The 19,932-nt window shown below is 53.0% G+C and carries 13 protein-coding genes, 1 tRNA gene and 1 other RNA gene; 10 read left to right on the top strand and 5 right to left on the bottom strand.

The features are described from left to right. Positions 1 to 29: 29 nt before the first annotated feature. The gene (locus KO216_RS02230; protein ID WP_251451736.1) at positions 30 to 770 is read right to left on the bottom strand and encodes a GntR family transcriptional regulator; all 741 of its coding nucleotides are present in this window, start codon (positions 768 to 770) and stop codon (positions 30 to 32) included. A gap of 312 nt (positions 771 to 1,082) precedes the next feature. On the opposite strand from KO216_RS02230, the gene iolC reads away from it, so the two are divergent. The 4 genes from iolC to iolD are packed head-to-tail and all read left to right on the top strand — an operon-like array spanning position 1,083 to position 5,749. Beyond that, positions 1,083 to 2,063 carry a 5-dehydro-2-deoxygluconokinase gene (iolC, locus tag KO216_RS02235; protein ID WP_215524007.1) on the top strand — a complete coding sequence of 327 codons (981 nt, stop codon included), beginning with the start codon at positions 1,083 to 1,085 and terminating at the stop codon, positions 2,061 to 2,063. A 4-nt stretch (positions 2,064 to 2,067) separates the two neighbouring features. Next, complete coding sequence (locus tag KO216_RS02240; RefSeq protein WP_215522698.1) at positions 2,068 to 2,958, top strand: Cgl0159 family (beta/alpha)8-fold protein; 891 nt, start codon at positions 2,068 to 2,070, stop codon at positions 2,956 to 2,958. Further along, the gene (gene iolB / locus KO216_RS02245; RefSeq protein WP_215522700.1) at positions 2,955 to 3,845 is read left to right on the top strand and encodes a 5-deoxy-glucuronate isomerase; all 891 of its coding nucleotides are present in this window, start codon (positions 2,955 to 2,957) and stop codon (positions 3,843 to 3,845) included. Before KO216_RS02240 ends, iolB begins: the two co-directional genes overlap by 4 nt. 2 nt (positions 3,846 to 3,847) lie before the next feature. Beyond that, positions 3,848 to 5,749 carry a 3D-(3,5/4)-trihydroxycyclohexane-1,2-dione acylhydrolase (decyclizing) gene (gene iolD / locus KO216_RS02250; RefSeq protein ID WP_215522701.1) on the top strand — a complete coding sequence of 634 codons (1,902 nt, stop codon included), beginning with the start codon at positions 3,848 to 3,850 and terminating at the stop codon, positions 5,747 to 5,749. 158 nt (positions 5,750 to 5,907) lie between these two features. Here the strand turns inward: iolD and KO216_RS02255 are convergent, their stop codons facing one another. Together KO216_RS02255 and KO216_RS02260 are read right to left on the bottom strand one after the other, a co-directional pair. After that, positions 5,908 to 6,849 carry an aldo/keto reductase gene (locus tag KO216_RS02255; protein ID WP_215522702.1) on the bottom strand — a complete coding sequence of 314 codons (942 nt, stop codon included), beginning with the start codon at positions 6,847 to 6,849 and terminating at the stop codon, positions 5,908 to 5,910. Between the two features lie 160 nt (positions 6,850 to 7,009). Further along, positions 7,010 to 8,056, bottom strand: a complete 1,047-nt coding sequence (locus KO216_RS02260; protein ID WP_215522703.1) for an NAD(P)-dependent alcohol dehydrogenase — start codon at positions 8,054 to 8,056, stop codon at positions 7,010 to 7,012. 236 nt (positions 8,057 to 8,292) lie between these two features. Between KO216_RS02260 and KO216_RS02265 the strand changes: the two genes are divergently transcribed. From KO216_RS02265 to KO216_RS02275, 3 genes are all read left to right on the top strand, one after another. Continuing rightward, on the top strand, positions 8,293 to 8,868 hold the full coding sequence (locus KO216_RS02265; protein WP_215522704.1) for a type IV toxin-antitoxin system AbiEi family antitoxin domain-containing protein: 576 nt from the start codon (positions 8,293 to 8,295) through the stop codon (positions 8,866 to 8,868). Next, positions 8,828 to 9,739: a nucleotidyl transferase AbiEii/AbiGii toxin family protein gene (locus KO216_RS02270; RefSeq protein ID WP_215522705.1), complete on the top strand. Its 912-nt coding sequence runs from the start codon at positions 8,828 to 8,830 to the stop codon at positions 9,737 to 9,739. The genes KO216_RS02265 and KO216_RS02270 overlap by 41 nt, the downstream gene beginning before the upstream one ends. A gap of 468 nt (positions 9,740 to 10,207) precedes the next feature. Beyond that, the gene (locus tag KO216_RS02275; protein ID WP_215522707.1) at positions 10,208 to 14,974 is read left to right on the top strand and encodes a YPDG domain-containing protein; all 4,767 of its coding nucleotides are present in this window, start codon (positions 10,208 to 10,210) and stop codon (positions 14,972 to 14,974) included. A 233-nt stretch (positions 14,975 to 15,207) separates the two neighbouring features. Here KO216_RS02275 and KO216_RS02280 read toward each other — a convergent pair whose 3' ends face one another. Continuing rightward, entirely contained in the window at positions 15,208 to 15,897 is a 690-nt protein-coding gene (locus KO216_RS02280) for a DUF3800 domain-containing protein (protein WP_215522709.1), read from the bottom strand. A 325-nt stretch (positions 15,898 to 16,222) separates the two neighbouring features. Next, positions 16,223 to 16,310, bottom strand: a tRNA-Ser gene (locus KO216_RS02285). Between the two features lie 218 nt (positions 16,311 to 16,528). Here KO216_RS02285 and ffs point away from each other — a divergent pair. The 3 genes from ffs to recR all read left to right on the top strand — a co-directional run bounded on the left by ffs (position 16,529) and on the right by recR (position 19,845). Next, an RNA gene (ffs, locus tag KO216_RS02290) (signal recognition particle sRNA small type) lies at positions 16,529 to 16,624 on the top strand. 56 nt (positions 16,625 to 16,680) lie between these two features. After that, positions 16,681 to 19,227 carry a DNA polymerase III subunit gamma and tau gene (locus KO216_RS02295; RefSeq protein ID WP_215522710.1) on the top strand — a complete coding sequence of 849 codons (2,547 nt, stop codon included), beginning with the start codon at positions 16,681 to 16,683 and terminating at the stop codon, positions 19,225 to 19,227. Between the two features lie 21 nt (positions 19,228 to 19,248). Then, positions 19,249 to 19,845, top strand: a complete 597-nt coding sequence (gene recR, locus KO216_RS02300) for a recombination mediator RecR (RefSeq protein ID WP_215522711.1) — start codon at positions 19,249 to 19,251, stop codon at positions 19,843 to 19,845. Positions 19,846 to 19,932: the final 87 nt, after the last annotated feature.

Genomic DNA, 19,932 nt, shown 5'->3' on the forward strand with positions numbered 1-19,932 from the left:
ATAGGGCAAAGATCGTATGACCTTAGTCACTAAAGGCTGATGGTGAACTTGTAGCGAGAGGCGCGGTAAATATGATCCCCGATTTCAATAGGCGCTCCTGATTGATTGTAGGAAATACGGCGCAAAGTCAAAATAGCTGCTCCTCGCGGTTCTTTCAGGGTTTCCGCTTCTTCGGTGCGGGCCTTGCGCGCGCAAATAGTTTGTTGGGCGCTGAAAACTTCGTGTCCGTGGCGCCGCATCGCATTATAAAGCCCCCCAGAGCGCAGTTCCTTTTCGCTGGGTGCTACTTCCAACGGTAGATAGTTAGTCATAAGCGCCAAGGGCTCGCCATTGGCCAGGCGCAGGCGAACAACTTTAATTACACTCGCATCTGTATCAAGGTGTAAATCTTCTGCGACGTCCTCATCAGGAGAAACTTCCTCATAAGAAATTACCTCAGTAGTGGGCTTTTGCCCGGTTTGTTTGAGGTCGTCATAAAGGGAAGACAGTTTGACTTGACGATGAATTTCTTTGGGGGCGACAATGGTGCCAACTGCGCGTTTGCGCACTACTAAACGTAGTTCAACCAGGGACTGGAGGGCGCGCCGGGCAGTAGGGCGCGATACCCCAAGGCGGGAAGCCATGGACAGTTCGTCCTCAAGCTTTGCGCCCGCCGGAATGGTGCCGTCCAAAATGAGCTCTTTTATGGGTTCGGAAATCTGGTGATACAGGGGAATTGGGGAGTCGTGGTCCAACTCTATATCTGCGACATAGGTTTTGGGGGTTGCCATCATTAGCTCCTTCTGAACGAGGGTGTTTGAGCCATTATAGCGCACAATGTCATATAAACATGACAATATGCAGAATGCTGCTAAATTTTCCACATCTGGCACTATGGGGGATCTCCGTATCTCTACGAATAATCCGCTAATTTTGTTGACTATAGATAGGGTTTTTATTTTTAGGAGCTTCCCCTCTTCTTAAATCTTTGCTAGAATGTAAGTACAAAGCACCAAAGGTGGGCGGTGGTGCCTACGGCTGGTGCTGACAGTGTAGTCAACAACGAATAAAAAGAGGGGAACGCTGCTGTGAATAGTTTCAAAATGCCCGCCGTGGATGTACTCACCATCGGGCGCTCGGGAGTGGATATCTATCCGCTGCAAACCGGAGTAGGGCTAGAAAAGGTAGAACAGTTTGGAAAATTCCTAGGGGGAAGCCCGATGAACGTGGCGGTAGCGGCGGCGAAGCTGCGCCACTCATCCGCGATTATCACCGGGGTAGGTAAAGATCCTTTCGGCAGATTTGTGCGTTCGGAGATGCGTTCCTTAGGTGTGTATGACACCTATGTAGTCGATAATCCGAGCTTTGCTACCCCGGTAACTTTCTGCGAAATTTTCCCGCCGGATGATTTCCCGCTCTACTTCTATCGGGAGCCATCTGCACCGGACCTGCAACTACGTGAAGAAGATATTCCTGTCGAGGCGGTAAGAGACGCCAAGATCTTTTGGATTTCCGTGACCGGTCTGTCCGAAGAACCCTCGCGCGGCGCTCACCACTACGCTCTAGACCAGCGGAACCTGGGAGACGAAGGCAAGTGGACGATCGCGGACTTGGACTACCGCTCGACTTTCTGGAGCGATGAGGAAACCGCTCACCGGGAAGTTGAACGAATGCTAGAAAAAGTCTCGGTCGCAGTCGGCAATAAAGAAGAATGCCGCATAGCCGTAGGGGAAACCGAGCCGGATCGCGCGGCCGATGCCTTGCTGGAGCGGGGAGTAGAAATCGCGGTAGTAAAACAAGGGCCGTTGGGCACTCTATGCAAAACCAAAGAGGAGCGGATTGAAGTTCCAGTGACCCCGGTAAAGGTAACTAACGGCCTGGGTGCAGGAGATTCTTTCGGAGGATCGCTTTGTCACGGATTGCTTTCCGGATGGGATTTGCCGCAGGTTATTTCTGCGGCCTCCACTGCCGGAGCTATCGTGAGTTCTCGTCTGGAATGTTCCACGGCGATGCCCTCTGAACCGGAAATTTTGGATATGATTTCCAAGAACCCTCAGTCCGCTCCGATTGTTACTAAGAGGTAGCGTCATGGGAAAACTGATTGCAAAGCTAGCGGAAATTCGCGCCTTTGAGCCCGAACGTATAACTGAAACCCTAAAGCAGCGTCCTCGACCCAGCCTTAGGGAAGCATTAAAGGATGAAGCAGGTAAGCCTCGCAAATTGATGGTGATTGCCTGTGACCACCCCGCGCGCGGTGCGCTGGCTGCGGGTGATGATCCCAGCGCGATGGCCGATCGGGAAGAGCTGCTGGCGCGCTGCGCCGAGGCCCTTTCGCGGCCCGGGGTAAACGGTTTCTTGGGAACCGCCGATATGATCGAGGATTTGGCTCTGTTGGGCGCCCTCGATAATAAAGTGGTTTTCGGGTCGATGAACCGCGCCGGACTAGCGGGGGCTACTTTTGGAATGGATGACCGTTTCAACTGCTACGATGCCCAAGGCGTGGAAGATGCGGGCCTGGCCGGGGGTAAGATGCTGACCCGGATCAACTATGAGGACGCCGGCACGGTAGCAACTTTGCAGGCAACTGCGCAGGCTATTGATGAACTGGCAGATCGGAAACTGATGGCAATGGTAGAGCCGTTCATTTCGGAAGGGCCTGCCGAGAAGGTCAGTAATGTTCTCACTCCGGAAGCGGTCATAAAGTCGATGGCGATTGCAGCTGGACTGGGTCGTACCAGTGCTTATACCTGGCTGAAACTTCCGTGCGTATCCGAGATGGAACGCGTTATGGAAGCCACCACCCTTCCCTCTTTGATCCTAGGGGGAGAAGTATCTAAGGATCCCGATGCCGCCATGGAGTCGTGGGGTAAGGCTTTGCGTCTTCCCAATGTCTTGGGGTTAGTCATCGGTCGTTCACTATTATTCCCGGCCGGTGGCGATGTGTCGCAGGCCGTAGACGAGACAGTAGGTTTGCTATGAGTGATAACGAAAATTATTTATTCCGCGATGGTCAGCTAAAAAATGGCCAGTTCGAGTTGGATTTGACTCCGGAAAAAGCCGGTTGGGAGTTCTCGGGATTGAAGGTCCTGAATCTGCCAGCCGGAGCCAGTCAGGAGGTTAGCTCCGGTAACAACGAGCTGCTGGTTTTGCCCTTTGAGGGCGGCTGCACGGTTACGGTAGATGGCGAAGAGTTTGAAATCAAAGGTCGTAAAGATATTTGGAGCGAAATCACCGATTATCTGTACGTGCCGATCAACAAGACCTTCACGGTCAGCAGCGAAAAAGGCGGGCGCTTTGCCCTGCCTAGCTCGAAGGCCAACAATGCGAAACCGCTGCGCTACTGCCCCAAAGATGAAGTTATCTCCATGATTCGCGGCAAGGGCGACTGCACTCGGGAAGTCCACAACTATACGATGGGCAATCCGGTAGAGGTAGACCATATACTGGTCACGGAGGTTATAACTCCCGGCGGTAATTGGTCTTCGTATCCTCCCCATAAGCACGATGAGCATTCCGAAACTGAACGGATTTTGGAAGAAATCTACTACTACCAGGTAAAACCGGCCGCAAACGGCACTACCGGGATGGCGCTGCAGCGCATTTATCCCTCTAAAGGACACACCATTGATGTGTGCGCCGAGGTACACAGCGGGGATGCAGTAGTGATGCCGCACGGTTGGCACGGTCCTTCGGTAGCCGCGCCTGGATACCACCTGTATTATTTGAACGTAATGGCCGGCCCGGCCGAGGACGCCGCCTGGTTAGTAACTATCGACCCGGACTATGTCTGGCTCACTGAGGATTGGGGCGGCGGCGATGCTGATCCCCGCCTACCCATGACCAACGCCACCATCAAGGAGGACTAAGGATGGCAAAATTTGAGACTGTTCGCCTAACTACTGCTCAGGCGACTATCCGCTTCTTAATCAACCAATATTCTGAGCGTGACGGTAAAGAATACCGTCTGATTCCCGGAACTTTCGGGATTTTCGGACATGGAAACGTGTGTGGCATCGGTCAGGCGCTGCTGCAAAACGAACTAGATTCCACCCCCGATGGGGGAGTGATGGAATACTATATGCCGCGTAACGAGCAGGGCGCGGTGCATGCGGCTGCGGCTTATGCTAAGGCCAAGAACCGGCTGCAGACCCTTGCGGTTACCACTTCGATTGGACCGGGTGCCTTGAATATGGTGACTGGCGCGGCGCTGGCCACCACTAACCGGGTGCCGGTATTGCTGCTGCCTTCTGACCAGTTCGCTACTCGCTACCCGGATCCGGTGCTCCAGCAGCTGGAAGATCCGCGTTCTTTGGACGTGACTGTGAATGATGCGTTCCGCTGTGTGTCGCGTTTCTTTGACCGGATTAACCGTCCCGAGCAGCTGATGCCTTCCTTGATGAATGCGATGCGCGTGCTAACTGACCCGGCAGAGACCGGTGCGGTGGTGCTGGCGATGCCGCAGGATGTGCAGGCTGAGGCCTTCGATTGGCCGGTAGAAATGTTTGAAAAGCGGGTTTGGCATGTGCGCCGCCCGGCAGTATCTGAGACCGAGATGGAGAGGGCTGCCGCGATTATTAAGTCGGCGAAGCGTCCTTTGATTGTTTCTGGTGGAGGCACGATTTATGCGGAAGCCTCTCAGGAGCTGCGCGATTTGGCGAGCGCCACCGGGATTCCGGTGTCTGACACCCAGGCGGGTAAGGGCGCTATCAACTATGACCACGAATGCGCCGTAGGTGGCGTGGGCTCTACCGGTGCTAATAGCGCGAACCATTTGGCAGATAAAGCAGATGTGGTAATCGGGGTGGGTACTCGCTACTCGGACTTCACTACCGCATCCCACACCCAGTTCAAGAACCCGGATGTACGTTTTGTAAACATCAACGTGAAAGCCTTCGATGCAGCTAAGCATGCGGGTGAAATGGTGGTGGCTGACGCCAAGTTGGCGCTGGCTGCTTTGAAAGAAGCACTCGGAGATTACCGGGTTGACGAGGCCTACACCAAGGAAATCGCTAGCGAGCGCGAGGAATGGTTCGAAAAGACCGCGGAGTGCTACGGTGCGCACGACCAAGAGCTGCCGGCGCAAACCGAGGTGTTCGGGGCGCTTAACGACATGATGGGCGACAACGATGTGGTGATTAACGCCGCCGGGTCAATGCCAGGTGATTTGCAGTGCCTATGGCAGGCAAAGACTCCGGTGCAATACCACGTAGAGTATGCCTTTAGCTGCATGGGATATGAGATTCCCGCGGCTATGGGTGTCAAGATGGCCTTGCCGGATTCGGAAGTGGTTGCGATTGTCGGTGATGGCACCTACCAGATGTTGCCGATGGAACTGGCCACCGTGGTACAGGAAAACATCAAGGTTATCTATGTTTTGTTGCAAAACTACGGATTCTCTTCGATCGGTTCGCTATCCGAGTCGCGTGGCTCCCAGCGTTTCGGTACTCGCTACCGGATGGGTGATGGCAATCCCCATAACCAGGACGGGGAACTGCTGCCGGTAGATATTGCCAAGAACGCGGAATCTTGGGGTCTGAAAGTGCTGAAAGTGCACACGATCGAAGAGTTCCGGGATGCTTATCGCCAGGCAGAGAAATCTGAGCGTGCGGTGATGATTCATATCGAAACCAACCTGTTTGGTCCGAACCCGCCGAACTGTTCTTATTGGGACGTAGTGGTGCCGGAAGTTTCTCGTATTGAATCCACGCAGCAGGCTCGTAAAGAATACGAGGAAGCACTGGTGGATCAGCGTCACTACTGGAAACAGTAAATAGATACTATCTAGTTAATAGTGAATGAGTTGGGCTAACGCCCAAAAGTTCCGGGGTGGGGATTTATTTCCCCACCCCGGAACTTTTTATTACCAGCTTTTTGTTGTTAGAAGCTATCTGTCTGCGCTGGTGTTGGTTAAAACTATCGGACGATTCCCTAGGCGAAGGGTTGTGACTTTTCGTCCAGGGTCGCAATCGCTTCCGCTGGTAGGCTCAGGCTGGCGGAAGCCACCAGGTCCTTTAGCTGCTGGGGATTACGCGCGGAGGCAATTGGGGCGGCTACGCCCTTGGCGCGCAGCCAGGCAAGGGAAACTGCCGTGGGCGTAGATTCAAGTTCTGCAGCTACCTTTACTAGGGCATCTACCAGCTCAAAAGATTCGGGTCGGTTATATTCTGACAGGAAGTTGCTGCGCTCTTTGCCGGCAAGGTCTTCTGCTTTGCGGTATTTTCCGGTCAGGAATCCGGATGCTAGCGAGAAGTAGCTGAACTCCGCAACTCCGAATTCTTTACAAATCGGCTGGTAGCTCTGTTCGAAATCTTTGCGGTAAAGCAGGTTGTATTGATTTTGGATCGCTACCGGTGTTGCCAGATTGGCTTCCGCGGCCACCTGGAACCATTCGCGCATCCGCTCGGGAGAAAAGTTAGACATGGCTACGTGGCGCACTTTTCCTGCCTTTACCAGGGAATCAAACGCGGCAGCCATATCCGCTATTGGGGTCTTATTGTCATCGAAATGCGCATAGTAGAGATCGATGTAATCGGTTTGTAGTCGTTTTAAGGACGCTTCACAAGCGGATTTAATATTTTCCGGGGCGAGACCGGGAAAGTCGGGGTGCTGGCTTACCTTGGTGGCGATTACTATCTGGTCGCGATTTTTTCGTTCGCTGAGCCAGTCACCGATTACCCCCTCAGATTCTCCGCCCTTTAGACCTTCGCCCCAGGCAGAGTAAACATCGGCAGTGTCGATGAAGTTTCCGCCCGCCTCGCAGTAAGCATCCATGACTGCAAACGAATCAGCTTTATCACTGGTCCAACCGAAAGTATTAGCTCCTAAAGCCAGTTCAAAAACTGAAAGCTCCGTGCCCTTAACCTGATACATTCTTCCTCCAAACGCATTTGTACTGTCAATTGACATGATACTAGATGGCTCCGAGTTAGGGGCGGCCAAGTATGGGAGCCAACAAGAGCCTCTCGCAAGCCAGCTGTATAGCGGTACGTTACCGGAAGTATCTTCCAGAAAATCGGCGCAGCTATAACCCCTAGAAGGTGGCGGTGTCGATTACGTAGCGGTAGCGCACCTTAGCGGCTACCACGTTGTCCCAGGCTTCATTGATTTGCTCGCCGGAAATGATCTCTATCTGGGGCGCGATATTTTTCTCGGCGCAAAAGTCCAGTACTTCCTGGGTGAGGGCGATGCCGCCGATATTGGAGCCGGCCAGCATCTTTTGGCTACCCACCAGGTTGCCCATGGCAAAGGACTGGCGATTCTCGGGCAGTCCCACAATCCCTACGATCCCTTCGGGTTTTACACAATCTAGCAACTGATCGATTTCCATTCCGTCAGACAGGGTGGATACCACCAGGTCGAACTGGGAGTGCAGGCTTTCCCAAGTCCCGTCCTCGGAAGTGGGGTGCAGCGCAACTGCCCCAAATCGTTTCGCGTCCTCTTCTTTCGCGCGAGTGCGGGAAATGACGTGGGTTTCGGCTCCCAGGGCGGCGGCGATCTGTACCCCCATATGACCGAGTCCTCCCATGCCCACGATGGCGACTTTCTTGCCCGGTCCTGCCCCTAGCCGTTTGAGTGGGGAATATAAGGTCACCCCGGCACACATAATCGGGGCGGCTTTTTCTAGAGGAATCGCGTCCGGTATCCGGCACACGTAGTCTTGTTCCACGGTGATCCCGGTGGAATAACCGCCGGCTGTGGGGACGCCGTCGCGCCCGATGCAGTTATAAGTCCAGATAGTCCCGCCCTCGCCATTACAGAATTGTTCGGTTCCTGCCTGGCACGCCTCGCATTTTCCGCAGGAATCCACGAAACAGCCGACCCCTACCCGGTCACCAACCGCAAACTTGGTTACTTTCGAGCCGATTTTGGTGACGATTCCCGCGATTTCATGACCGGGGGTGAGGGGGTAGATTACCTCTCCCCACTCCGCGCGTCCGGTGTGAATATCAGAGTGGCAGACCCCGGCATATTTGATCTCGAAGTAGATTTCGGTGGGCCCCGGTTCGCGCCGCTCTAAGGTTACGGGGTGGAAGGGCGAGGTGGCCGAATCCATCGCATAGGCTTTTACCTGGGTCATTGCTGCTCCTTGATTGCGAGGTTGATACTGCCAGAGGGATTGTTACTTTTGTTTGGGGTTGCATCTTCTCTTGGAAGTGCTACTGCGCGCAGGACTGTTACCGTTTGCAGTATTAACCCCTGTTTTCCACCATAGCTTGCCGTCTTGCTGGGCGCAGGAGTGGGGCAAGAACGGGAAAATAATTTTTATCTGCCAATACCGTACCAATAATGGTACGCTTTTGACAACGAAGGGGGGTGAATGTTTTGACCTATGCGCGGGATTTGTGGGAGGTAGCGGCTTATAACCACGGGGTATTAACCGTTTCGGAGGCAATTTCTGCCGGTGTACCTGCTGTTGAGGTGCGAAAATTAACGTATAGAGGCACGCTGCGTAGCTATGGTAACGGGGTATACGTACATCATGGGGTGCCGCTCACGCGTTTTACCCAGTTCGCCATAGCGGTGGCGTTAGCTGGTAAAGGCGGGTTTTTATGGGGAGATGCAGTCTTTTCTCTTTTGGAACTGGGGGATTTTAATCCGCGTTCGATCCGGGTTGCTACCCGTAGACGGGTACGGAGAAAGTTGCCGCAGTGGATGCAGCTTACCGATCGCGTTGACATTGTGGAAAAAGATATAACTGAGTACTGCAATCTGCCATCCACCTCGGTAAACGAGGCACTGACAGATGTTTTTCCCCAACTACCAAATGAAAAATGGCTGGCGTTAGTGCAGGAGTGCTACCGTAAAGATTTTGTTACCGCAAAGGAACTCAAGGCTAAGGAAGTGCTGTATGGGCGGGGTCATTCCTCCCAAAATCATTGCTCAACTTGAGCAACGACTGCAAGAAGTGTCCGCCGCTCGGGGGATTACGGTGGCGCGCTCCCGGCTAATGCTGTCTACCTTGGTTGTATCCCAGATGCTTCCAGAGTTCACAGTAATAAAAGGCGGTATGGGCATGAAGCTGCGCGCGGGCGAGCCTGGAACTCGCGCGACCTCGGATCTTGATGTTTTTATCTCTGAGCAAACCCGCAGATTCGAAGAAGCGCTGCGCGTTAAGTTGATGAAAGGCTGGGGTTTCGTCCCGCCATCAAAAGCACAGCTACGCAATAATCCAAACAGCGCGCCCCGAACAGCTTTCACGGGGGCTTTGGTTGCTTTACCGATCCATGACCCTGGGGTGAAGCTCCCTCAGTATTTGGTGCAACCGTACCGAGTTTCATTAAAATTTCTTGGGAAGCAGTGGTCTGCGCTCAAGGTGGAAGTGTCAGCACAAGAGATTGAGACGAGTATGTATGGGGGTACTCGTATAGACAGTGATTTGTATGATTTTAATGCCCGTTTCGGCTTTGGGGAGTTGAAGCCTGTAAGTTTGATTTCTCCTGAAGCTCAGTTTGCGCAGAAGCTTCATGCAGTTACTGATCTGACATATTCCAGAGCCCATGATTTGGTGGATCTGCAGGTGCTGTGGCGCATGCAGCTGGACTTGGTGGAACTTAAGCAATTATGTGTACGAACTTTTTCCTGGAGAAAAGCGCAAGCCTGGCCACCTCTACCTTTGCGCGATATGAGCGGTTGGGAAAGTGTATACCTGGAAGCGCGCGCTGAGACTCAGGTCAATGATGCTACGGACATACTGTCGTCACTTTCCGATGCGAGACAGTGGCTAGAACAAACTATTCGCACCATTGATAGAACGCAATGACCAGGTAATCGGAACTCTACCTTGGGCTTGAAGACTTGGATGGCTGCAAGTTTTCATAGCAAGCACTGCTTTCTTTAGGTTTAGAAAACCCCGGTATGATCTCATTCAAATTCATTAAGTTACCAGGGTTGAGCTGGTGTGTAGATTTTGAGGGAGGGGGAGGGCGTGCGGCGAGTGTCCGCAGGCGCCATGATCTTATTTAGAAGTAGTCAGGGTTTCTGCCACTAAAACAACTGCTAGAGCTGGATTTGAGGGAGGGTCCGTGAGGAGTCTCGCATTATAGAATAGAACTTTCCGATAATTCATTAACCATGATAAAGTGCGTGTTGTCGAATGGTATCTAGAGGCTTTAGTGCTAAGGAATCTAGATATTTTCTCAATAGTCGTGGGGGGGGGGGGCGTCCTAACCGCTGGATACCGGCAGTTTGAGTCGCTTCTTCCCGCATAAACCTTACGTACGGGGGAGCAATGACAAAAGTTAGCACTTCGAAGGCGGCCGGCTGGTCGCTTAGGTTCCAGAAAACATTTGGTGCGATTTTAGCGGCTGCGGCACTGGTACTTGTATTTTTGCCCGCGTTTACGCCCAGCACCGCTCACGCGGATGCCCCGATTTATTCCCCCGGCAAAGCCCTGAGGGAAAAAAAGAGTGTCAGCGGTAGGGTCTATTTTGATCGCGCCGGTAGCCGCTCATACATGGAGCCTAGGGATAAACAGGGTGCTTCCGATGGCGACATAGGGCTCTCCGGAGTTAAGGTCTATGCGCAATGGACTGATTACAACAATCGAAGGCAGAAAGGCTCATTGTCGCCGGTTTACTACACCACGTCTCGCTCTGACGGTACCTACGTTATCCAGCTGCCAGATTGGACAGATGCATTTGGGACGGTTCACAAGTGGGAGGCTTTGGCAGGTCAAACCTTGCGGATTTGGGCAGATAATCCAGATCCCAAAAAGTACACCCTTGCCTTTGTTGAAGGCGATTCTACCTTTGGCGGTCAGGGGGACCGCTATCGGGGTCTATGGAATGGAGCGATTGGGTCTAATCATGTTTATGACTACAACATCGCTTTCCAAGAACGTCCCCAGATTGCGCAGATGTTTCCGCCTGAAAACACCTGGAAGCAGAGTAATCGCCACGGGGGCGGCGGCGACGTTGTCGGTCGAGTCTGGTATGAAGAGCGGGAACTGTTAGGAAATTCTGAAGCCGTTCCAACTTTTAAATCTACATTGGGTGAAGTGCTAATTCCCGGGGTTAAGGTAGTTGGCGCTTATGTCCAGGATGAAGTTGCCCGCCGCTTCGACGCGTGGAAAAAAGCCCATAAAAACTATAAGCGCGACGAGTTCAAGGCAGCGCAACGCCAGATTATGAAAGACTATGAGGCTGAAACTGGAAAATCCGCGATTGCTGAAACCGTATACGACACCACGGATGCAAATGGTAAATATCATCTGCAGTTCCAGGGGTTGTGGGGAGACACCTACTGGCGCAAGGGAATTATGAATGCCGGTAACTGGGGAGAGTTGGTTCCCCCGGCTGATGATAAAAAAGGATCTCCTTGGACACCGGGTACCCTGCGCAGTCGCCACGTAAACAACGACTATATGTATGTGGCTCCGGAAATCCCGAATGGTGTCGGTGGTTCTCTCAATAACTTCCGGGACAATATGTACCAGAACGGCCTTAACTGGACTCCAAATGCGACAACTGCTTCGATCGCGAATGTGGAAAACGTGAACTTCGCCCTCCGGTTGGAGGGACGTGACTTCCATATTGAAACCTATGACCAGACCACAAATCCGGCAAAACCGGGCGATACCGCTCCTACCAAGGCTACCGGTTTCGTTCCGAACAATACCTATGACATTGTTTGGACTGATGGTGATGGTAAAGAGGTAAAGACTTGTACAGCACAGGCATCTAACCTGGGCGTTGTGGAATCCTGCCCCTTAACGGTTCCGGCTCTTCTTGACAAAGATGAGATTTATACCGCGTCTATCTACCCGGAGAAAACCCGTGACCGGGCGATGGCGAAAGATAGTTTCGCTGCCAAGGTTACGCCTGAGTATAAGGCAACGACCATTGATTTGGATAAGACAGCCACGGTAGCGGCACCGATTAACAAGGAGAACGCTACTACGCCTCCTGCTGATACAACTTATGCCGCTGCTGCTGCCAGTGATGTTCCTGCCTCCCTGCTTAAGGGAGTGGATAAGAACAAGGTGACAGTTGGTGCTCAACCCTGGGCGAAGGTTAACTCCGATGGCACTATTGCTCTGAGTCCGACGACTGGCAGCGTGACCCCAGGTAGCTACCTGATTCCGGTCAAGTTGACATATGGAAAAGGGAAAGACGCCTTTGAGAGGGTGATTCTGGCTCCGGTTACCGTCAAAGAGCCGGATGCTGATGGTGATGGTACTCCGGATGCTACTGATAAGTGTTTGAATGTTGCTGGTCCGACTACTAATAATGGTTGCCCGGCATGGGGCGACGGCAGCGGCAAGCCTGGCGCCGAGGTAACTCTGAATAAGGATGATGCCAATGGTAAGTTGCCGACCGGTACTTCCTGCACCGCTTCTACCGGCACTTGTACTGTTGGGGACGATGGCAATATTAAAGTAACTATTCCTCAGGACGCTAATGCTGGCGATAAGATTACGGTTACTGTTAAGGACGGGGACAAGACCTTTGATACGTCTACGGTGACTGTTACCAAACCCGACACCAAGGACGACGACGGTGATGGCATCCCTAACGATTCGGACAACTGCCCGAATATTGCTGGTGTCGCCAAAAACAACGGTTGCCCAACCTGGAGTGACGGCGAGGCTGATCCTGGTAAGGATGTGACGCTGGCTAAGGATCCGAAGAATGGTACTTTGCCGGACACGGTTAAGTGTTCTGCTGATAAAGGTGCGAAGTGTTCTATTGAGCCGGACGGTAGTGTCAAGGTTTCTGTTCCGAAGGATGCAAAGCCTGGCGATAAGATTACGGTCACTGTTAAGAACGGGGACAATATCTTGGATACTCCTAAGGTGACTGTTACTACTCCTGCTGATGGTGATGGTGATGGCACTCCGGATGCTTCTGATCAGTGTCCGAATGTTGCTGGTCCGACTAGTAATAATGGTTGCCCGGCTTGGGATGACGGCAGTGGTGATCCTGGTAAGGATGTGACGCTAGCCAAGGATCCGGCGAATGGCAAGCTACCGAATACGGTCAAGTGCGAGGCTTCTGCTGGTACTTGTACGGTTGGCGATGATGGTAATATCAAGGTTTCTGTTCCGAAGAATGCAAAGCCTGGCGATAAGATTACGGTTACTGTTAAGGACGGGGACAAGACCTTTGATACTTCTACGGTGACTGTTACCACGCCTGGTGTGAAGGATTATAACCCTGGCTATGGTAGGGCGAAGTTAGTTGAGCCTGGTGAGTCTAAGACCGCTACGCCGGTTTATACCGGTGAGGAGCCTCCTTCGGCTTCTTATAAGATCAAGGTTGGTTGGAAGGCTCCTGAGGGCTGGTCGGTGAGTGTTGATGCTGGAAATGGGAAGGTAACTGCTACGGCACCCGCTAAGCCCGATGTGAAGACCGCTGAGGAAGTTAAAGTTCCGGTGGTGGTTTCTTACCCGGATGGGGCTGCCAATGATGAAACCAGCGCTACCTTCCAGCTTGATACTGATGGTGATGGCATCCCGGACGTGACTGACGATGACGATGATGGTGATGGCATCCCGGACGAGGACGAGAAGGGCCATGGTACTGACCCGAAGAATCCTGACACCGATGGTGACGGGGTAAAGGATGGTCAAGAAGTCAAAGATGGTACTGACCCAACCAAGGTTGATACCGATGGTGACGGTATTTCTGATGGTGGGGAGAAGAAACTTGGTACCGACCCGAAGAATCCTGACACCGATGGTGACGGTCTGAAAGATGGTGAAGAGGCCGGTACCGATCTTGGTCCAGATGGTAAGGTCGTCAAGGATGAGAACGGTAAGCCGAAGGTTGATTATTCTAAGGCCACCAAGACTGACCCGACGGATCCTGATACTGATGGTGACGGAGTCTCCGATGGTCGAGAGATAAAACTTAAGACCGACCCGAATAAGGCTGACACTGATGGTGACGGTTTAACTGATGGTGAAGAGGCCGGTACCGACATTGGCCCAGATGGCAAGGTTGTCAAGAATGATGACGGTACTCCGAAGGTTGATGATTCTAAGGCGACCAATACCGACCCGACCAAACCTGACACTGATAATGACGGGGTAAACGAGGGTAAGGATGCTACCTCGGATAACTGCCCGCTTCTAGCTGGCCCGTCCGGTAATAAGGGATGCCCGGCTTGGGGTGATGGTTCTGGTAATCCTGGCTCCGAGGTGACTCTGACTAAGGATCCGGCGAATGGCAAGTTGCCGAAGACGGTCAAGTGTGAGGCTGATAACGGAGCGACCTGTGCTTTCGATAACGATGGCAACGTTAAGGTCACTGTTCCTGCCGGTGCTGCCTCTGGAACTACTATCACGGTTACCGTTAAGGATGGTGACAAGATCCTGGATAGCTCCACGGTGACGGTTACTAAGCCCAGTGCGGATGACACTGATGGTGACGGGGTTAGCGATGAGCGGGAAAAGGAACTTGGAACTGACCCGAATAATCCTGACACCGATGGTGACGGCTTGACTGATGGTCAAGAGGTCGGAAGCGACGTTGACAAAGATGGTAAAGCCGTCAAAGACGAGAACGGTAAGCCGAAGGTTGATGATTCTAAGGCCACCAAGACCGACCCGAAGAATCCTGACACCGATGGTGACGGGATTAATGATGGTGACGAGGTAAGTGGCGCTAAGAATCCGTTCAAGGGTGATAAGGCTGATCCGAACGGTAAACCCGGAAACACTGACCCGAACAATGCTGACACTGACGGTGACGGCATCAACGATGGTGACGAGGTGACCGGAGCTAAGAATGGTGGTAAAGCCACTAACCCGAACAGGGCTGATACTGATGGTGACGGCATCAATGATGGTCAAGAAATCAAAGATGGTACCGACCCTCTAGATCCGAACGATCCCGGCAAGAAGGGTGGAAACACCGGAAATAGCGGCAACAAGGGTAACAGCGTGTGGCAGAAACTCCCCAAGTCTGGTTCTGCGGGGATTCCGGCGCTGGCGCTAGGGCTGCTAGCCGTTGGCGCGGGTGCAGTCATGGTTCGCCGTCGTAAACAGCAGTAACCATTAAGAACAAGTAAATAACAGTTTGGGTCGCCCCTTAAAAAAGGGGCGACCCAAACTTTTTGATGTTCGCCTTCCTCTGCCCCATGTTTTTGCGTATTAACCCCCATTTTGGGGTGCGGACAGAATGTTGGAGAGTGTTTTATGAATGTTTCGTATTCCCGAGAGCAGCGTCGTGAGGCGTTGAGGGTGTATAGACGTACGGGGTCGGTATCTAAAAAAGATACTGCCGTCTAAGGTAACTCCTTGATAATAACTTTACTGTGCAGTTCCGGTAGTTTTTCCATGGTAGCGTAATGGAAAACCCTATTTGCCACAATATCGGCAGCTCTAATCAAAGGATCCCTCGCAGAGTCACGCAAGCAAAAGTTCACCCCACTCAATAAAGGTAGAATCGGGGGATAAAACTTATCCCACTGCAGATTATATGTACCGATTCTGTACTCAGCCTCTAATGCCTCTCTGAGCTCATAACGACCATCGGTAGCTGTTGTGTGCTCATCCATTCGCACATCAATAACTTCCGAATAGTCCGGAGGAATAACACCTTCGCTTATTTGCGTGACAATAGCGTGTTTGAGACCGATTTTAAAAGCATAGTCTAAGTAACGTTGTTTACTCTTCGGATGAGAAAAAATAGATTCAAGAATGCTTTGTTGCCTCACTACAACCGCAAACTTGCACACCTGGTTAAGGGAACGAAAAAGCCTACCTTTATGAGCGTTACTAAGCGTAGCTGCTTTCAACTCACCATTTTTTGAGCGGCGAGCATTTTTACCTAAATTTCGTTCAGCTTTTAAATATTTTCTCCCCATGATGTCACGCTGATCCTTAGAGTAAAGAAGAATACCGCCAAAAACGAAATAGTCATTATGTAAATGGTCAAATACGCCCGACTCGTCAGCGTAGACAAAAATACTCACAGTTATATTCTAATAGAGCCACCCCGCTGTGGGGTGGCTCCCCCAAGGCCGGCGACCTTACAGACCGCTTAAACGTTAATTCGGTTCCTTGAGTATACAGCGCACTCTAATGCCTGCATTTATAAATTTAACACCATAACCCCGCTACGCCAAGTAGTAATCTACTCTGTCTTAATTTTGGATAATAATCTGGCATTCATCCGCAAGTCCGTCTTAGTAGCTTCCACCTTAGTGGGTACGATGTGCAGCCTGCCCGAAGTTGATGCGAGCTAGTCCAAACCTAAAGCACTAAAACCTCACCAGAGAAAACTTTCGGCGAGTGCATTGGCGGAGGTAGGGGGATTCGAACCCCCGAGGGCTTGCACCCAACCCGCTTTCCAAGCGAGCGCCATAGGCCGCTAGGCGATACCTCCAGACACAAGTTTGAGTTTACCGAAATGCCCTAGCTAATGTCGATTTAGGAAATGAGTAGTCGAACACAGCCCGGCGCTACTGTGGCTAATCGCGAATGCTTCAACCCCGCCGCGTCCTCGCCCTCATGCCCGAATCCTCATTTCTCTCGCTCCCAGAAAAGCGTCCGCACCGTATTACTCTCCCGTTTCCAGATACCGCGCTCCTGGGCTAAACTAGGAGGGATCCTTCACGCGGCGATATCATTCGAACCTCCCCAGGGCCGGAAGGCAGCAAGGATAAGGGTGCGCTATCGGGTGCGTGAAGGGTCTTTTTTATCCCAATAACCCGGCATACACCCCGGAGATGGCTGGGCTTTAGTACAGTAGAGCCGTGAGCATCGCACTTTATCGCCGCTACCGGCCAGACACTTTCCAAGACGTGATCGGGCAAGATCACGTGGTCAAACCGTTGATGGCGGCGCTGCGTTCTGGACGGATTAGCCATGCGTATCTCTTTTCTGGGCCGCGCGGGTGCGGCAAAACCACCTCGGCGCGAATCATGGCGCGCTGCCTGAACTGTGCTGAAGGCCCCACCGACACTCCCTGCGGCAAATGCGAATCCTGCAAAGACTTAGCGACCGGAGGCTCCGGCTCCCTCGACGTAGTAGAAATCGACGCTGCCAGCCACAACGGGGTAGATGACGCCCGGGAGCTACGCGAGCGAGCAGGTTTCGCTCCGGTGCGTGACCGCTACAAAATTTTCATCCTGGACGAAGCCCATATGGTTACTCAACAGGGATTTAACGCCCTGCTGAAAATCGTGGAAGAACCCCCCGAACACGTAAAGTTTATTTTCGCGACCACCGAACCCGACAAAGTAATCGGCACGATTCGTTCCCGCACCCACCACTATCCGTTCCGCCTAGTACCGCCAGAAATCATGGAAAAATATATGGCGAAGCTCTGCGAGGCGGAAAATATCGAACCTGCCCCTGGGGTGCTGCAACTGGTGATGAGGGCGGGCGCAGGCTCAGTCCGTGACTCGCTTTCGGTATTAGACCAGCTAATGGCGGGTGCTGAGGACGGAAAACTAGCCTACGGAACCGCCTCTGCGCTGCTGGGATATACCGATAGTTCCATCCTGGAGCGCTCGGTAGATGCGATCATCGACCGGGATGGCGCGGCTTTATTCGAGGTAATCGCGAAAATGATTGAGGGCGGACATGACCCTCGCCGCTACCTGGAAGACCTATTGCTTCGCTTACGTGACCTGCTAGTACTCTCAGTTTCTTCTCCCGAGGACGCACAGGCAGCGTTGGCGGGCACCCCCGAAGATCAACTATCCGTCATGAACGCGCAGGCGCAGCGATGGGGAACTGCCGGGATTTCTCATGCCAGCGACCTCACCAACACTGCCTTGACAGAACTGACCGGAGCCACCGCCCCCCGTTTGCAAGTAGAGTTGCTGGCAGCGCGGCTATTGCTGCCCCCTGAAAACCCGGTGGCAATAGCCAGCGGACAGGGCGCTGTCCCAGCTGGTTCTCGTAGCGGGGCAGAGGCAGCAATCGCGGCCTTACATCGACCGGGGCGTCCTCAATCTCAAAAGAGCACCAATGCTCCCCGAACTAACCACGCCGCGCGCACTGTTAGCGCTCCGCGACCTGCCGCTAATGAAGATTCCAGCGTTAATGCCGCCCCGGCAGTATCTGCTGCTAGCGCGCAGCCTGTCGCCCCGCGAAGCAGCGTCCCGGAACTCGCAGCCCCTCGTCCCATGACAGCGGCGGACAAACAGGTTGCGCCCGCGGTTGCGGGCACCCCAGAACAGTCCCAAGAAACGCAAACTAACAGTAAAAATGAAGGGCAGACCGCGGCTGCAGCTCCTAAAGCAGACGCGCAGCCACCCGTGGCAACGAAAGTAGAAAAAGGTGAACAATACTGGCAGGTATTGCAGGCGTGGGGCAAAGTATCCGCGCGACTGAAAGAGGTAGATCCGCGACTGTGGTCGACTTGTAATCGGCACCTGCAGATTGGCGGGGCACAAGAGCAGAAAGTTACTTTGCTAGCCGATAGCCCCCAAACCGTTGAGTATTTAAAAGACAAATTAGCTCCCTTAGAAAAATGTCTAGCTGAGGAGCTTTCGGGAAGCTGGGAAGTAAAGCTGCTCCCCGGAAGTAATGATAGTCTCGCTCCCGCGCTCAGCGAAGCGTTATCGCAGGTAAAACTATTCTTACCGCCGGAAAGTGCGCCCGCGGTCGAGGATGAAGCCCCGCCGGAAGAAGAACTTTATCCTCCGGAACCAGAAGACTTAGGCGATAGCGGTGGGGGTGAAACCCCGCCCTCCCCGGTGGATAGTGCGCCGACGGCATCCCTAGAAACTACCGCAGACCCGGAAATTCCCACCCCTAAAAGCACAGATGAAGCTGTAAAAAAAGTTAACCCGGTAGGGGATCAAGATGGCTCTGCGCCCAGCGGTGGTAGCTGGATTATTGACCCTGCCGCGCCCACTGTGGAGGAGGTACCTCCCGAAATCCCTGATGCGGGTGATATGGAGCGCCAGGAGGCTCCCGAACTCTCCGCGCCTCGCCCCGGGAAAGAAATCGTTGCGCCCCGCGCTGAGGAAGAAATGGTTGCTCCGCGGGCAGTAAGTCCGCAAACACAAGCGGAGGCCCCTCGGGCTGAGGTAAACGAGACTCTAGTGGCTCCCCGAACCGGGAATAATCCTATTGCGGCCCCGCGTCCTCATGAAAGTGCTGCTCAAGTGGAAAACCCGGCCGCAGAACTCCCCGCAGAGCCCACAATCGAAGAAGACTTACCGGATATGTCCGATCCTGATGTGGGGGTCGATGATAGCGGTGGCCGCTGGGGAGTCGAGGTCGCGAAATCTTTGCTTGGTGGCAAGATAGTTGAGACAGCAGATAACGATTCCGCCAGCAACTAGAAAGAGAGCAGCTAAAAATCTATGTACGACGGTGCCTTGCAAGACCTGATTGACGCCCTGGGACGACTGCCGGGGATTGGTCCAAAATCAGCGCAACGCATCGCCTTTTATGTGCTTTCTCGTCCTAAAGATGAAGCGAAACTACTGGCGCAAGCCTTAATGGATGCCAAAGAAAAAATCCGGTTTTGCAGCCAGTGTGGCAACATTTCCCAAGAGGAACTCTGCACGATTTGCCGTAATCCCAAACGCGATCAGTCAGTAATCTGTGTGGTTGAAGAAGCCAAGGACGTAGGCGCGATTGAACGTACCCGCAGCTACCGCGGCTTATATCACGTGTTGGGCGGGGCGATCGATCCCATTAACGGAATCGGACCGGAACAGTTACGTCTGCGTGAACTGCTAAAACGCCTCAGTGGTGCGACTGTACAAGAAATTATTATTGCCACGAATCCCAATATCGAGGGCGAGGCCACGGCCACCTACCTGACCCGCACGATTTCTCCCTTGGGATTAAAAGTAACCCGCCTGGCTTCGGGACTGCCGGTAGGCGGCGACCTGGAATATGCTGATGAAGTTACTTTAGGGCGGGCTTTAGAAGGACGGCGCAGCGCCGAATAGCCGATATTTTCCGAACAGCTAATACCCTGGCAAAAGTCCCAGACAGGTGAATATCAGCAAAATTAATAGTGTGTGTTTGCTTACCGA

Origin of the sequence: Varibaculum prostatecancerukia, assembly GCF_943169825.2 — a bacterium.
Classification (GTDB): Bacteria; Actinomycetota; Actinomycetes; order Actinomycetales; family Actinomycetaceae; genus Varibaculum; species Varibaculum prostatecancerukia.